The 14643-nt window shown below is 69.3% G+C and carries 12 protein-coding genes; all 12 read right to left on the bottom strand.

Translation table 11 applies throughout. The annotated features are described in order from the left end of the window. Window positions 1-81: 81 nt before the first annotated feature. The 12 genes from CXR42_RS04470 to CXR42_RS04525 all read right to left on the bottom strand — a co-directional run bounded on the left by CXR42_RS04470 (window position 82) and on the right by CXR42_RS04525 (window position 14617). On the bottom strand, window positions 82-2100 hold the full coding sequence (locus CXR42_RS04470) for a hydantoinase/oxoprolinase family protein (RefSeq protein ID WP_103256271.1): 2019 nt from the start codon (window positions 2098-2100) through the stop codon (window positions 82-84). 62 nt (window positions 2101-2162) lie between these two features. Next, window positions 2163-2861, bottom strand: a complete 699-nt coding sequence (locus tag CXR42_RS04475) for an ABC transporter ATP-binding protein (protein WP_219727916.1) — start codon at window positions 2859-2861, stop codon at window positions 2163-2165. Beyond that, window positions 2851-3555: an ABC transporter ATP-binding protein gene (locus tag CXR42_RS04480; protein ID WP_103256273.1), complete on the bottom strand. Its 705-nt coding sequence runs from the start codon at window positions 3553-3555 to the stop codon at window positions 2851-2853. Before CXR42_RS04480 ends, CXR42_RS04475 begins: the two co-directional genes overlap by 11 nt. After that, window positions 3543-4490: a branched-chain amino acid ABC transporter permease gene (locus tag CXR42_RS04485; protein ID WP_103256274.1), complete on the bottom strand. Its 948-nt coding sequence runs from the start codon at window positions 4488-4490 to the stop codon at window positions 3543-3545. The genes CXR42_RS04480 and CXR42_RS04485 overlap by 13 nt, the downstream gene beginning before the upstream one ends. Further along, complete coding sequence (locus tag CXR42_RS04490; RefSeq protein ID WP_103256275.1) at window positions 4487-5365, bottom strand: branched-chain amino acid ABC transporter permease; 879 nt, start codon at window positions 5363-5365, stop codon at window positions 4487-4489. Before CXR42_RS04490 ends, CXR42_RS04485 begins: the two co-directional genes overlap by 4 nt. Before the next feature lie 83 nt (window positions 5366-5448). After that, window positions 5449-6723 carry an ABC transporter substrate-binding protein gene (locus CXR42_RS04495; RefSeq protein WP_103257021.1) on the bottom strand — a complete coding sequence of 425 codons (1275 nt, stop codon included), beginning with the start codon at window positions 6721-6723 and terminating at the stop codon, window positions 5449-5451. Between the two features lie 80 nt (window positions 6724-6803). Continuing rightward, on the bottom strand, window positions 6804-8204 hold the full coding sequence (locus CXR42_RS04500; protein WP_146037995.1) for a hypothetical protein: 1401 nt from the start codon (window positions 8202-8204) through the stop codon (window positions 6804-6806). Next, window positions 8201-8788, bottom strand: a complete 588-nt coding sequence (locus tag CXR42_RS04505; protein WP_219727917.1) for an amino acid synthesis family protein — start codon at window positions 8786-8788, stop codon at window positions 8201-8203. The genes CXR42_RS04500 and CXR42_RS04505 overlap by 4 nt, the downstream gene beginning before the upstream one ends. Further along, window positions 8775-9629, bottom strand: a complete 855-nt coding sequence (locus CXR42_RS04510; RefSeq protein WP_103256277.1) for a UPF0280 family protein — start codon at window positions 9627-9629, stop codon at window positions 8775-8777. Before CXR42_RS04510 ends, CXR42_RS04505 begins: the two co-directional genes overlap by 14 nt. Further along, window positions 9620-11050, bottom strand: a complete 1431-nt coding sequence (locus CXR42_RS04515; RefSeq protein ID WP_103256278.1) for a 6-hydroxynicotinate reductase — start codon at window positions 11048-11050, stop codon at window positions 9620-9622. The genes CXR42_RS04510 and CXR42_RS04515 overlap by 10 nt, the downstream gene beginning before the upstream one ends. A gap of 73 nt (window positions 11051-11123) precedes the next feature. After that, window positions 11124-13790 carry a molybdopterin-dependent oxidoreductase gene (locus tag CXR42_RS04520; RefSeq protein ID WP_103256279.1) on the bottom strand — a complete coding sequence of 889 codons (2667 nt, stop codon included), beginning with the start codon at window positions 13788-13790 and terminating at the stop codon, window positions 11124-11126. Beyond that, window positions 13787-14617 carry an FAD binding domain-containing protein gene (locus tag CXR42_RS04525; protein WP_245875335.1) on the bottom strand — a complete coding sequence of 277 codons (831 nt, stop codon included), beginning with the start codon at window positions 14615-14617 and terminating at the stop codon, window positions 13787-13789. The genes CXR42_RS04520 and CXR42_RS04525 overlap by 4 nt, the downstream gene beginning before the upstream one ends. Between the last annotated feature and the right edge of the window lie 26 nt (window positions 14618-14643).

Genomic DNA, 14643 nt, shown 5'->3' on the forward strand with positions numbered 1-14643 from the left:
CGGGACCGCTCATCGCGGCGCTGGCGCTTGCTCTTCGCTGCGGCCCTGCGAGGAGCGACCGAAGGGACGCGAGGAGCCGTGTCATGCGCCGACCTCTACGATCAGGTTGCCGTCTCCGTCCTGGGCCACGCGGGCGCCGGGGTCGATGACGATGGTGGAGTCCATCTGTTCGATGACGGCGGGGCCTTGCAGGGTGGCCTCGGCCGGCAGGTGGTCGCGCCAGTAGACCGGCGTATCGTGCCAGCCGTCGAACCAGACCCGGCGGATGGCGCTGGGGTCCGCGCTGGCTTTGCGGCCTGCGGGGTCGATCAGACGCGACAGGTCCAGGGCCGGCCGCTCACCAATCACCGAGCAGTTCAAGTTCACCAGGTTCGCCCGGATCGTCGGCAGGTCGACGCGGAAGCGGGCGTGATAGGCGGCCTCGAACCGGCGCTGAAGGTCCTCGCGGCTGGGGGTGGGCGACGGCAAGGGGACGCGCAGAAGATGGGTCTGGCCGACGAACTGCATTTCGGCGGAATATTCGGCGCGGGTGGTGGTGAGGGCGATCTTCTCCAGCCCGATCAGGCGGCGGCCCTCGGCCTCTTGCTGGGCAAGGACCTGGTGGACCTCGGCCATGTCCACCGCGTCAAGCGGGCGGTTCAGGGTGCGGACGAAGTCGTGGCGCAGGTCGGCCACGACGCAGCCAAGCGCATTGGTGATGCCGGGGCGGGCGGGGATCAGGACCTTGGGGACGTTCAACTCACGCGCAAGGGCCACGGCATGCAGGGGTCCGGCCCCGCCAAAGGCAAAGAGCGCAAAGTCGCGCGGGTCGGCGCCCATCGAGATCGAGACCATGCGGATCGCGCCGGCCATATGGGTGTTGGCGATGCGGATCACCGCCTCGGCCGCCTGTTCCACCGACAGGCCGAGGGGGGCCGCGATCTGGTCCTGCATCGTCTGATGCGCGGCGGCGGCGGCCTGGCCGAAGCGACTGGCGGGGAGGCGACCGAGGATCAGGTTCGCATCCGAGATCGTGACCCTGGTGCCCCCGCGTCCATAGCAGATCGGGCCGGGGGTGGAGCCGGCGCTTTCCGGCCCGACCCGCAGCATCCCGCCCGCGTCGATCCGGGCGATGGAGCCGCCGCCCGCGCCAACGGTGCGCACGTCCACCATCGGGACATGGATCGGCATGGCATATTCGACCTCGATCTCGTTCGAGACCGGGGCCACGCCACCCCGGATCATCGCCACGTCCGTGCTGGTGCCGCCCATGTCATAGGTCAGAAGGTTCGGCATCCCCGCCCGCCGCCCGGTGGCCACGGCGGCCATCACGCCCGAGGCCGGGCCGGACATCACGGTCTTGACCGCCTCGCGCGCGACGTCCTTGGCCGCCACCATGCCGCCGTTGCCGTTCATCACCAGAAGGTCGCGGGCATAGCCCTTGGCCGCCAGTTGCGCGGCCAGCCGGGCGACGTAGCGTTCCAGCAGTGGCTGGACCGAGGCGTTGACGGCCGCCGTCACCCCCCGCTCATACTCCCGCGATTCCGACAGAAGGGCATGGCCCAGGGTGATGTAGTCGTTGGGCCAGAGTTCGCGCGCCACTTCGGCCGCGCGCAATTCGTGCGCGGGGTTGGCATAGGCGTGCAGGAAGTGGATCACCAGCGCCTCACAGCCCTGGTCGCGCAGTTGGATGACGGCGGCGCGCAGGGCGTCCTCGTCCAGGGGCGTCAGGACGCGGCCGCGGGCGTCCATGCGCTCGGGCACCTCCAGGCGCAGGTCGCGGGGGATGACGGGGGTGAAGGAGCCGTGCATCCCGTAAGCCTGCGGCCGGGTGCGGCGGCCAAGTTCCAGCACGTCGCGAAAGCCCATCGTGGTGACAAGGCCGGTCTTGGAGAGCTGGCGTTCCAGCACCGCGTTGGTCGTGGTGGTGGTGCCATGGACGATAAGGTCGATCTGCGACAGTTCCGCCCCCGCCGCGTCGAAGGCGGCCAGCACGCCGCCGGCCTGGTTCGGCAGCGTGGTCGGCACCTTGGCCAGCCGCACCGCGCCGGTGGCCGGATCGAAGATCGCAAGGTCGGTAAAGGTGCCGCCCACGTCGACACCGGCGACAAGGCCCGTCATGCCCGCCACCCTGTCCCACGTCGAAGGATTCCGGCCGCCCGATGGTCAGCGCAAGGCGTCATTCATACCCCCACATAGGTTCGGAACAGCGGGTCGCTGGCGGTCAGGCCCGCCACATCCCGTCCCGCTTCGATCCGGCCCGCGACCATGAAGGCCACGCGGTCGGCCAGTTTCAGCACCGCATCCACCCGTTGTTCCACCAGCACCACGGCCACGCCCTGCCCTTTCAGCGTCACCACCGCCTCCTGGATCAGTGCGATGATCGAGGGTTGCAGCCCCTCGGTCGGCTCGTCCAGAAGCAGCACCCTGGGGTCAAGGCAAAGCGCGCGGGCGATGGCAAGCATCTGCTGCTCGCCGCCCGAAAGCGTGCCCGAGACCTGCCCCAGCCGGTCGCGCAGCCGGGGAAACAGGGTCAGCACCTGCTCCAGCCGGGCGGGGTCGTTGCGGCGGACAAGGCCGCCGACGGCCAGGTTTTCCGCCACGGTCAGGGGACCGAACAAGCGGCGGCCCTGGGGCACATAGGCCAGGCCGCGCTTTGGCACCTCATGCGCGGGCAGGCCGTGCAGGGGCTGGCCGTCCAGCGTCACGGTCCCGGCGCTGGCAGAAACCAGGCCCATCAGCGCCTTGAGGAAGGTGGACTTGCCCACCCCGTTGCGGCCCATCAGGCAGGTGATCCGGCCCGGCTCGGCCCGGAAATCGACGCCGCGCAGCACGGTGACCGGGCCGTAGCCTGCGGTCAGGCCCTGAACCTCAAGCGCCAAGGTAGGCCTCCTGCACGGCAGGATTGGCGCGGACCTCGGCGGGCGTGCCGGTTGCCAGGACCCGGCCGAAGGTCAGGACGGTGATCCGGGTGGCAAGGTCCATCACCACCTCCATGTTGTGTTCGATCAGCAGGACAGTTGTCTGCGGCACCAGGCTGCGGACCAGGGTCTTGAACCCCTCGATCTCGCTGGCGGCAAGGCCCTGGGTCGGCTCGTCCAGGATCAGCAGCTTGGGGTTCAGCGCCAGGCCCATCGCCAGTTCCAGCAGGCGCTGGTGGCCGTAGGACAGCGTCTGCGCCTCTTGCTCCTCCAGCCCTTGCAGTCCGACACGGGCCAGCGCGGCGCGGGTGCGGGCGGCCAACTCGGCGGACCCCTGGGACTGCACCGCGAGCGCCACGTTGTCGAACACGGTCAGCCGCGGGAAGATCGAGGTGATCTGGAAGGTATAAGCAATCCCCTTGCGCACGCGGGCATGGGCGGGAAGCCGGGTGATGTCCTCGCCACCCAGAAGGATGGTCCCGGACTGGGCCGGCAGGCGCCCGGACAGAAGGCTGACAAAGGTCGTCTTGCCGGCCCCGTTCGGACCGATCAGGCCATGGATTTCGCCCGGTTGCAGGGCGAAATCCACCCCGTCCACCGCCCGCAAGCCGCCGAAGTGCCGGGTCAGGCCGCGCGTCTCGATCAGGACAGCCATCTGGCCCACCTTTCCCGGATCGTCCCAAGGATGCCTTTCGGCGCGAACAGGACCAGCACCACAAGCGCCGCGCCGACGATGAACTGGTGCGCGGTGGTGATGCCGGTCGCGGCCTCGATCAGGGCGAACATCAGCAGCGCGCCAAGGAAGGGGCCAAGCGTGGTGCCCGCGCCGCCCAGAAGGACGTAAAGCATCGGCAGGATCGAATACTGGATCGTGGCGAAACTGGCCCCGACATAGCCGAACAGGATCGCATAGGCCGCCCCCGCCGCCCCGGCATAAAGGCCCGAGATCGTCAGCGCCGCCAGTTTGACGGTGAAGGGGTTCATCCCCAGCATCCGGCTGCGCTCCTCATTCTCGCGCATCGCGACCATGGTCCGGCCGAAGGGTGAGCGGACAAGGGCCAGGCTGGCACAAAGGCCGATGGCAAAGATCGTCAGCGCCGCAAGAAAGCGGGGGGTGTCGGTGGACAGATCAAAGCCCATGAGCGTGCGGCTGGCGGCGGCGACGGCAAACCCGTCGTCCCCGCCGGTAATCGGGGCGAAGTAAAGCAGTGTCAGGAAGCCGGCCTGGGCGAACATCAGCGTCACGATCATGAAGCTGACCCCCGCCGTCCGCAGGGCGAGCAGGCCAAGGGCCGCAGCGACGAGGCCCCCGCCTGCGATCCCGGCGATGAAGGCGGGGCCGGCGGTCCAGCCCCAAAGCTGGGCCGGAAGTCCCGCCGCATACATCCCGGCGGCAAGCAGCAGCGCATGGCCCAGGCTGAGAAGGCCAGTGTAGCCGAAGGCCAGGTTGTAGCCCATCGCAAAGACCGCCAGGACCATGATCCGCGCAAGGTTGGTGGCGTGGTAGGGCGAGAGCAGGAACTGCGCCGCGAACAGGGCGGCGATGAGGGTAAGATGAAGCACCCAGACCTTCACGCCCCCACCTGTCATGCCCTGGCTCCGAACAGGCCCTGCGGACGAAAGACCAGGACCATGGCGACCAGAAGCGTCGCCAGGATCTTGGCAAGGGTCGGCGTGAAGAACATGCTGATCACGCCATCCGACAGGCCGATCACCAGCGCGGCGATCAGGGTTCCGCGCAATGACCCAAGGCCGCCGATGATGACGACAATGAAGGACAAAAGCAGGGGGTCATGGCCCATCAGGTATTGGGCCTGCTGGATCGGGACGATCAACACTCCGGCCAATGCGGCCAGCCCCGCGCCAAGCGCGAAGGTGCCCATGTAGACCCGGTCCACGTTGACCCCGAAGGCCTGGGCGGTGGACCGGTCCACCTGCGTCGCCCGCATGATGAGGCCCGCCCTGGTGCGGGTCATGAACAGCCACAGGCCAAGCAGCACCAGCTCGGCGGCAAGGACCACGAACAGCTTGTAGCCGGAATAGCCGAACCAGGGCAGCTGGATGCGCCACTCGAAGGGGGCGGTCACGGGATAGGCATTGGGGCCATAAAGCGACAGCGCCGCCTGCTGCAGGATGTAGAGAAGGCCGATGGTGGCGACGATGGTCGCCTCGGGGTCATAGTTCAGCCGCTTCAGGATGAGGCCATCGGCGGCAGCAGCCAGGGCTGCGACCAGAAGCGGCGCGATGAGGACGGCCGCCAGGAAGGCCAGCGCCGGGGGGCCGGGGATCATGGTGGTGACGGCCCAGGCCAGGACCGCGCCCAGCATGTAGAACTCGCCATGTGCCACGTTGACGACGCGCATGACACCGAACACCAGCGACAGGCCCGCCGCCGCCAGCGCAAGAACTGCGGCGGTCACCAGGCCCTCCATCAGGGCAAGAAGCAGGAAGGGTCCGAAGGCCATGCAGGTCCTGTGACTGGGTTGGATGGGTGCTGCGCCCACCCGATGCGGGGGAGTAGGGTGGGCGATCCGCCCACCCTGCGGTTTCAGAAGGACATGGTCGTATAGTCGACCGCGTCCTCGTAAAGCCCCTCGTCGATCGTCGTCGTATGGACCTTGACCAGCTTGCCGCCCTGGACCTGACTGATGTGCTGCGAGCCAAAGACCTGGTGCGTCTTGCCGTTGAAGCGCTTGGCCCCCTGCGGCCGTTCGATGCCATAGGGCAGATCGGTGATCGCCTCCATCGCCTCGACCAGCTTTTGCCGGTCGGCGGGGCCGGTGTAGCCCGACGCCTCCATCGCCTGCTTGATGAAGTAGAGCGTCTCCCAGGTCGAGAACATGTGGCTGTAGGTCGACACATCCGCCGCGTCGCTGACCGATGCGCCGTTGTCGTCCACCCCTACGGCGGCGCGATAGGCGGCCTCATGCTCACCGGCATCGGTGGCTTTCACGCGGGGATGGGCTTCCCAGAAGTGCGAGCCTTCCAGGAATTCCAGGCCCGGCGTGGCCGTATCGACGGCCTCAAGCGAGTCGATGAAGCCGAAGAGCGCGGGCTTGGCGCCGGTCCCGTAGAACTCGCCCAATTCCTTGACGAAGGTCAGGACGGCGGGGCCGACCATGACGTGATAGATGACCTCGGTCTCGGCCGGGATCTGCGGGAAATAGCGGGTGAAGCTGGTTTCGGTCGGGGGCACGGCGATCTGGGCGATGACCTCGCCGCCCTGAGCCTGGATCGCGGCGGTGAAGAAGTCGCGGTGGTCGTGGCCGAAGGCATAGTCCGGAAAGACCATCGTGACCTTCTTGCCAAGGTTCTGGCTGACCCAGGGCGCCATCGTGGAAATCTGCGCACGGACATCGGTGATGCCGGGCTGCAGCGTCCAGCGGTTCAGCGCCCCGCTTGCGACGTGGTAGCCCTCGGAGCAGACGAGGTAGGGCACTTTCAACTCACCCGCCCTCGGCGCGGACCCCATGACGACATGGGAAAAGAGCGTTCCCATCACCAGGTCGCAGCCATCGGACTGGGTCAGCTTGTCCACCACCTCGGACCCGCGCTTGGGGTCGGTCGCGTCGTCCTCGAACAGGATCTCGACCGGACGGCCGGCGATGCCGCCGGCGTCATTGATCGCCTTCAGCGCGGCTTGCGCGGTGCGTTCGTACCAGCGGCCGTAGGCCGCGCCGATGCCGGTGCGGTGCAACTGGAAGCCGATCTTGATGGGCGCGGCCTGCGCCGCGACATAGCCCGGCAGGGCGGCGGTCAGTAGGCCCGCGCCCCCGGCCATCAGCAGGCCGCGGCGGGTGGGATGCAGCAAGGTGTTCGTCATGTCCGTCTCTCCACTGTTGCGGCCTCTCAGCGGGCCCTTGATGTCATTGGCGGGCCAAGGCCCGGATTTGTCCAGCCTTTTCAGCCAGACCTGGCAGTCGACAGCAGCCACAGGCCAAGCACGGTATAACCCACCATCAGCACGGTCATCGGCAGATGCGCCACCGGCCGCGCGCCCTGCCCCGCAAGTTTCAGCCCCAGAAGCACAGCCAGAAGATGCGCGCCAAGGATGGCGACGAATTGCAGGCCGTAGATCACAGGCATGACCCGGGTATCGGTCAGGAAGCCGAACGAGACATAGAAGGGCGGCAGGCCCAGCCAGCTGTCCCCGGTCAGGAACGGATCGTTCAGCGCGGCCAGGGTATATTGCCCGGCGGTCAGCAACATCACCAGATAATGCGCCGCGTGATAGCCCGCCGCGATGGCCAGGAACGACAGCATCACCGGCCCGGTGGCAAAGCCGCCGCCGACCTTGCGGCCCAGCGTGATCGCGCCCAGGATCAGCGCCAGCGTCAGCACCCAGATCGCCAAAAGGCCCCCGGTGTTCTGCCACATCACCGCGCTGCGCCCCGTCGGCTCTAACGGGTTCTCGCCGATCAGCCCCTGCCACCAGAAGGTCTCGGCCAGACCGTCGAAGGTCAGCGCGGCCAGGGCAAGGCTGACAAAGACCACGGCCGAAGGGGTCAGGGGCGGCATTGCAAGCACCTGCGTGCCGGGCCAGCCGCGCATCAGGCGGGAGCGCGCGCCCGCAGTTTCGTGCCAAAGCGGCGAGACCTTGGCGATGAAGCCGAACAGGACGGTCAGGAACTCACCCTGGTCCAGCCAATCCTCGCCCTCGGCCACCGCCAGCAGGAAGATGACGGCCCAATAGGCCAGCGCGACCTGGGCCAGGACGGCGGGGTCGTCGGGGTAAAGCGAGACCATCTGGAACCAGACGAAACCGGCATAGCCCGCGACCGCCGGCCAATGGCCAAGGCGGGCAAGGCCGACGCTGCCGGAGCGGCCCAGAAGCGTGCGGGCGATGCGCACGGGGCCGGTCCAAGGGTTGAGCGGCCGCCAAAGGTTGCCCAGCAGCATCGAGCCAAGCGGGACAGCGATCCAGACACCAGTCCAGAACACCAGCGTCATCAGGTTATGCATCGGGTCACGCTCGCCAAAGAGGCCGACAAGGACCAGGGCGAGGAAAGCCATAAACGACAGGTAAGAGGTAAGCCCCACCGGCAGCAGCACCCGCCGCTCCCACACAAGGCGCGGGGCCATGACCGGCAGCCGGTGGGCGACGGCGCCCATGACTGCGGTCAGCGCCACCGTCAGCGCGGCGGCGGTGATGTAGTGGCCCGTCGGCAGCGTCAGGATGACCGAGGGCGGCAAGGCGCAGGCAATGGCAAGGCCGGGCGTCAGCAGGACGGCCAGACCGCCCGCCCCCAAAGTTTTCGAAAACTTTGGGCAAAATCCTTCAGAGGATTTTGGGTCGCGCGTCACCTTAGCCCGTCCTCCCCCTTGACCTGGTGGACTTCCAGCCCGCCCATCCGGCTGTGGACCCTGCCGCCGCGCGCCATGCCAAGCGCGAACAGGACCTCGGTCGCGCGGGGCCCATCGGCGCAGGCCAGCGTGATCGCATCGAAGCGCGAGCGGACATAGGCCGCGTTCAGGTGGCCCAAGGGCAGGTCCAGCGTCGCGCCCATGCCGCCGACCTTCATCACCGAGGGCACGATGGCCCGGCATTCCCCCAGCCGTTCCCGCATCCCATAGCCGCCCGCGACATGCCAAAGCGCGCCGTGTTCGCTTTCCCCGCCCTCGCCCACGATGGCACCCTTGCCATAGGCGTCGATCCCCTCGCGCCCGCCAAGGGCGGCGACAAGGCGGTCGGTCAGGTCCAGGGCGAGCGGTTTAAGATCCTCCATCGCCGCTTGCAGGTCGGCCTCATAGCGGCCGGCAAAGGGATTCTGGCAGATCGCATAGATCGCGCCCCGGACCGGGGGGGGCTGGACCAGGGGGCCGCCCTCATGCCGGATCTCCTCAAGCTGCACCACGATCTTACGCACTGTAAAATCAGCCACTTGCATCCCCCTGTTCCAGCGCCAGAACGCCTGTCACCCGACGCTCACCTTGCAGGAAAAGCGCCGCACCTTCAATCAATCCACGCGCGCAGAAACCCTGGGCCGCGCGCAGGCCCGTCTCCAGCGCCCGCGCCCGGTCGGCGTCGGTCAGGGGGGGCACCGCCACCGTGACCAGCCGGTCGCCAAGGTCGCTGTCGCACTGCACCGCGCAGGCCGGGCGGCGCTGGATGCCGGAATGGTCCAGGTCCACCGCATTCGCGATCATCGTTGCCGCCGCATCCGCCATCGCCGCGCTCCGTGCCACGACCGTCACCGCATCCGCGATGCCAAGCGAGAAGCTGCGCCCGCGCCAGCCCGAGGTCGCGATGCCCCGCACCGGGTCTGCGGCGCGGACCGTCACCAGGTCCACCCCGCCCGAGGCGGCCAGGGCGCAGGTCAACTCCTCGCCCTGCGCCAGCCAAAGCGCGATGTCGCCGCCGTTGTTGGCATAGGCGCGGCTGATGCCGGGGCCGGACAGGGCGGCCAGCACCTCTTCGGCCACCGCACCGGCGACGGCGGCCATCGGGGTGATGAAGGCGGGGCGGAAGGGAGCGACGGCTTCGGCCATGCGGCGGGCGATGGGGCCGTTCACCCTGGCCCCAGGCAGACGAAGGGCGGGAAGTTCGGCGACCAGTTCTTCCAGCACGGTCGAGAACCGGGCCGCGGCGCGGGCATGGGCAGCGCGGATGGCCAGGGGCACGCCGAAAGCCTCGGCGATAATGTCGATGGGGCCGTGCTGCAGATGCAGCCGCCCGCCCGGCAGCAGGGCCGCGACGGCACCGCTGGGCTGGGGGGCGGTCAGGGCCATGGCGCGACCCGTGCTGCGGTGGGGTATTCCCCGCCTTCGGCCATGGACTGGTCCAGCGTCCGGATGCTGTCGGCATGGCCGCCCATCGCCAGATAGTCGGCGCGCGGCAGGGTGAACTCCAGCGGGGCGACAAGGGCCGGAGTGGGAACATAGCCGAAAGCGCCCTTCGGCAGGCGGGTGACGTCGACCATGAAGGTGATCCCGCCACCCGGCCAGACGAAGGTCTCGGCCCCGCCGCTGGTCAGCCGCGTGACGCCCCCCTGCACTGACTGCGTCAGGCGCACCGGATTCTTCGCCACCCCCGCCCGCAGGCTGCCGCCCGCGCCGCCGACGAACAGCACCGTGCAAAGCGAAGGTTCGCAATTCTCGTCAATAAGTTCGACGGATTTCTTCAGGCTTTCTGGCAAGTCCTGCGGCACCGGGCGCAGGGCATCGTCCAGGACGTAATAGGCATATTGCTCACCCGTGGTGGACACCATCAACAGCCGCAACCCCGGCCGCGCGCCCTTCTTCGGGTTCCAGTCGCCCAGGATCTCCAGCGGGTCGGTCAGCCGCGTGCCGCCCCAGCCTTGCCCGGGTTCCGAGACCTTGAAATAGCGCCCGGGGGTGGAGCGGTGGCCCTTGATCCGGATGCCCGAGGGTGGCCAGCCGATCACCTTGCCGGCCTGATGTTCGCTGACGACGCCGGTGATGTGGTCATCGACCACCACCACCTCGTCCACCAGGCCCTGCCACTGGACGGCAAACATGCCGATGGTGGCCGAGCCGCAGCCGACGCGCATCCGCCTTTCGCGCACCCCGTCCACGATGGGCGCCTGCCCGGCCTGCACCACAAGGGTCGAGCCGCCGTCGATCGCCAGTTCCACCGCCTCGCCGTTGCACAAGGCCAGCATCGCGGCGCAGGTGACGCGCCCCTCGGCCTTGGTGCCGCCGGTCAGGTGGTGGACACCGCCAAGGCTGAGCATCTGCGACCCGTATTCAGCGGTCGTCACATGGCCGATGGGTTCGCCCTGGACGCGCACCACGGCGCCTTCGGGGCCAAGGAACCGGTCGGTGTCGATCTTCACCTTGACCCCGCAGTAGGAGAAGATCGCCTCGGTCACCACCGTGACCATGTCGGCGCCCTGAACCTGCGAGGCGACGATGAAGGGCGCGGGCTTGTAGTCCGGGTAGGTCGTGCCCGAACCGATGCCGGTGACGAAGGCATCGGCCGGGACCGGCGTGCCGTCCCAGTCGCGGGCGGCGAAGGGGACGATGCGGCCCCCGGCCTCGACGCTGTGCGAGAGCATGACCACAGGATCGGTCCGCACGATCCGACCGGCCTCATTGGCATAGCGGTCGCAGGCGCCGGTCTGGCCGGGGGCGATGTAGCACATCACCGGGCAGGCATCGCAGCGGATCTTTTCCGGGGTGTCGGTCATGGGTGGCACCCGCCGGGGGCCAGCCCCCGGACCCCCGGGATATCTATCGACAGAAAATGGCCGGGGCGCAGAGTCATGCCTGCCCCCGCGTGCTGGCCAGGACCCGGTGCGGCAGCGCGGGGACGCGGGTGATCTCGGCCCCGGTCGCATGGCGGATCGCGTTCAGGATCGCCGGCGCGGTGGGGATCAGGACGTGTTCGCCCAGGCCCTTGGCGCCGAAGGGGCCTTCGGGGTCGGGAACCTCGATCAACAGGCTTTCGATCGGGGGCACGTCGCTGGTGGTGGGGATCAGGTAGTCGTGCAGGTTCTCGGTCCGGCCGGGCAGGTATTCCTCCATCAGCGCGAGGCCAATGCCCTGGGCAATGCCGCCCTCGATCTGGCCGCGGGCGAGCATCGGGTTGATCGCGCGGCCCACGTCATGCGCGGCGGTGATCTTCAGGAGTTTGACCGTGCCAAGGGCCGCGTCCACCAGAAGCTCCACCATCTGGGCGCCGTAGCCATAAAGCGCATAGGGCGCGCCCTGGCCATCGGCGTCGAGGGGCGAGGTCGGGGGGTCATAGGTCGCCTCGGCGGCAAGGGCGTGGCCCTGGGCATTGGTGGGCAGGCGGGCAAGGTCGATCCGGGCGGTCGTGCCACGGTCGCGGACGATGAGTGTGGGGCCGTCCAGCGCCAGCGTGGCGCCCTGCCCCGCATTGGCGTGGCGCAGGATTTCGGCGCGCAGGGCCTCGGCCGCGGCCTTGGCGGCGCGGCCGGTCACGAAGGTCTGCCGGCTGGCTGAGGTCTTGCCGGCGTCCGGGGTCAGCGCGGTGTCGGGGCCGATCAGGCGGAAGGCGGCAAGCGGCAGACCCAGCGCCTCGGCCGCGATCTGGGCGATGACGGTGTTCGAGCCCTGGCCGATGTCGGTCGCGCCCTGATGCAGGACCACTTCACCTTCGGGCGAAACACCGATGCGGATGGTCGAGGGGTTCGGCAGCGCCGTGTTGCCGCAGCCGTACCAGCACGAGGCGATGCCGACGCCCCGGCCCTTTTGGCCCCGCGCGTCGGCAAGGGCGCGGGTCCAGTGCGGGTGCAAGGCGGTCAGGCAGTCGTGGATGCCCACCGCGCGCAGGGTCTGGCCGGTGGCCGAGGCGTCGCCGTCGCGCAGCGCGTTGATCAGCCGGAACTCCAGCCGGTCGATGCCCGCCTTGTCGGCCAGCCGGTCGTACAGCGTTTCCTGCCACAGCGCGCCTTGCGGCACGCCAAAGCCACGGAACGCGCCCGAAACCGGCCCGTGGGTATGGATCGCCCGCGCCCGGGCAGTGATCGCAGGCGTCAGGTACGGCCCCGAAACATGCACCGGCACCCGGTTCGCCACGGTCGGGCCCCAGCTGGAATAGGCGCCGGTGTTGAAGCGGCCCTCGAACTCCACCCCCGTGATCCGGCCTTGCGCGTCACAGCCGATCCGGCCCCGCATCTCGGCCGGGTGGCGCTTGGTGGTCGAGGTCATGCTGTCCTGGCGGCTGTAGACCATGCGGCAGGGGCGGCCGGTCTTGAGGGTGACCAGGCCGATCAGCGGTTGCAGCGAGATATCCAGCTTGGAGCCAAACCCCCCGCCCACGGCGGAAGGGATGATGCGGACCCGGTCCAGCGGCAGCCCCAGGATCGCGGCGGTATCCTCGCGGTCCATGGCCGGGGCCTGGGTGCAGGCGCGGATCACCAGGGTCTCGCCTTCTGCCCAGGCGCTGCCGGCTTCGGGTTCGATATAGGCGTGTTCGACGAAGGCGGTGGTCATCTCGCCTTCGACGACATGGGCGCTGGCGGCAAGGGCGGCGGCGGCATCGCCCTTTTGCACCCGGCCTTCGATCAGGCGGTTGCCGGGGCGGGTCGGGTGGATGAGGTCGCCCACCTCGGCCTCGGCCGGGGTGGTGAGGGCGGGAAGCGGGGTCCAGGTGATCGGAAAGCCGGTCAGGTCGGGGTCGGTGCCCGGCTCGAACGCCACAAGGGCCGCGCATTCGCCCCGGAACCGGGCGGGCGAGGCGGCGATGGCGGGCTGGTCGGCGAAGGGGGGGATCACCGAAAACGCGTTGCGTCCGGGGATGTCGGCGGCGGTCAGGATCGTAACCACGCCGGGACGGGCGCGGAACGGGCCAAGGTCACCGATCTGGAACGCGGCATGGGGATGGGGCGAGCGGACGGCCTTGACCACCAGCGCGCCGACCGGCCATTCGTCCGCGCCGAAACTGTCGCCCGCCACCTTGGCCGCGCCGTCCAGCCGCAGGACGCTGGCCCCCACCCCGTCTGTCGGCGCAGCGGGCAACGGCCCACCGGCCGCGACCACGGCGGCGATGATGCTGCGATAGCCGGTGCAGCGGCACAAGACGCCCCCAAGCGCCTGTTCCACCTCCTCGGCCGTGGGCTGGGCGGTGCGGGCCAGAAGCTCGGCTGCGGTCAAAAGCATGCCGGGCGTGCAGATCCCGCATTGCGCGGCACCATGGGCGTGGAAACTGGCGCAGAGGCGGGAAAGCTCGGCGGTCTCGCCCTCGATGGTCGTGACGGCGCGGCCTTCGACCCGTGCGACGGGCGTCAGGCAGGCGCAGACCGCCGCCCCGTCCAGAAGCACCGTGCAGGCACCGCAATCACCGGCGTCGCAGCCAACCTTGGTGCCGACCATGCCCAGCCGTTCGCGCAGCGTCTCGGACAGGCGTTCGGTCGGGGGGGCGTCGGTGCCGACGGGGGCGCCGTTCAGGGTAAAGGCGATCATGCCAGGGCCTCGCTGACCGCGCGGCGGACCAGTTCGGCGGCGGCCTGGCGCCGATAGGTGGCGGTGGCGCGCACGTCGTCGATGGGGGCAAGGGCAGCGGCGACCGATTCGGCGGGGATGCGGTCGGCGGCACCGTCCCGGGGGCCGACAAGCGCGGCCTCGACCCGCGGCAGGCGCTGCGCGACAGGGGAGCAGGCCCCGACCGCCACGGCGGCGTGGGTGATGCGGTCGCCGTCCATGTCCAGACGCGCGGCGACCATGGCGATCGAGATTACCAGATGCGCCCGCGTGCCCAGCTTGACAAAGGCCGACCGGCCCGAAAGCGCCGCTTGCGGGATCAGGATTGCGGTCAGCACCTCATCCGGGCCAAGCGCAGTGCGGCGGGGGCCAAGAAGGAAGCGGTCCAGCAACAGGGTCCGGGTTCCGGCGGGCGAGGCGATCTCCACACTTGCGTCCAGCGCCAGGAGCGGCGGCACACCGTCCGCGGCGGGTGAGGCGTTGCACAGGTTGCCGCCAATCGTGCCCGCGTTCTGCACCTGACGCCCGCCGACCTGCAGCGCGGCCTGCTGCAGGGCACGGGCCGCAGGGGGCAGGTCGGCCGTGGCAATCGCGGTCCAGCTGGTCGCCGCGCCGATCCGCAGCCCCTGCCCCTGCCCGGCGCGAATGCCCGCAAGTTCGTCCAGCCCACCCAGATCCAGCACGTCCCCGTCCAGCCTGGACCCCGCACCGGGGTAAAGGTCGGTGCCCCCGGCCAGCACGCGCCAGCCGCCACGCGACAGAAGCTGAAGCGCCTTTGGCAGGCTGTCAGGTCGGGCGTAGTCCGGCACGCTTGCCCCCGAATTCATATGCACAG

Source organism: Tabrizicola aquatica (genome assembly GCF_002900975.1).
GTDB classification, from domain to species: Bacteria; Pseudomonadota; Alphaproteobacteria; order Rhodobacterales; family Rhodobacteraceae; genus Tabrizicola; species Tabrizicola aquatica.

Excerpts from the sequence above, each read along its gene's own strand:
- CXR42_RS04470 (WP_103256271.1), bottom strand. The coding sequence starts at position 2,100 with ATGACGGGCCTTGTCGCCGGTGTCGACGTGGGCGGCACCTTTACCGAC.
- CXR42_RS04480 (WP_103256273.1), bottom strand. The coding sequence starts at position 3,555 with ATGGCTGTCCTGATCGAGACGCGCGGCCTGACCCGGCACTTCGGCGGC.
- CXR42_RS04485 (WP_103256274.1), bottom strand. The coding sequence starts at position 4,490 with ATGACAGGTGGGGGCGTGAAGGTCTGGGTGCTTCATCTTACCCTCATC.
- CXR42_RS04490 (WP_103256275.1), bottom strand. The coding sequence starts at position 5,365 with ATGGCCTTCGGACCCTTCCTGCTTCTTGCCCTGATGGAGGGCCTGGTG.
- CXR42_RS04495 (WP_103257021.1), bottom strand. The coding sequence starts at position 6,723 with ATGACGAACACCTTGCTGCATCCCACCCGCCGCGGCCTGCTGATGGCC.
- CXR42_RS04505 (WP_219727917.1), bottom strand. The coding sequence starts at position 8,788 with ATGCAAGTGGCTGATTTTACAGTGCGTAAGATCGTGGTGCAGCTTGAG.
- CXR42_RS04510 (WP_103256277.1), bottom strand. The coding sequence starts at position 9,629 with ATGGCCCTGACCGCCCCCCAGCCCAGCGGTGCCGTCGCGGCCCTGCTG.
- CXR42_RS04515 (WP_103256278.1), bottom strand. The coding sequence starts at position 11,050 with ATGACCGACACCCCGGAAAAGATCCGCTGCGATGCCTGCCCGGTGATG.
- CXR42_RS04520 (WP_103256279.1), bottom strand. The coding sequence starts at position 13,790 with ATGATCGCCTTTACCCTGAACGGCGCCCCCGTCGGCACCGACGCCCCC.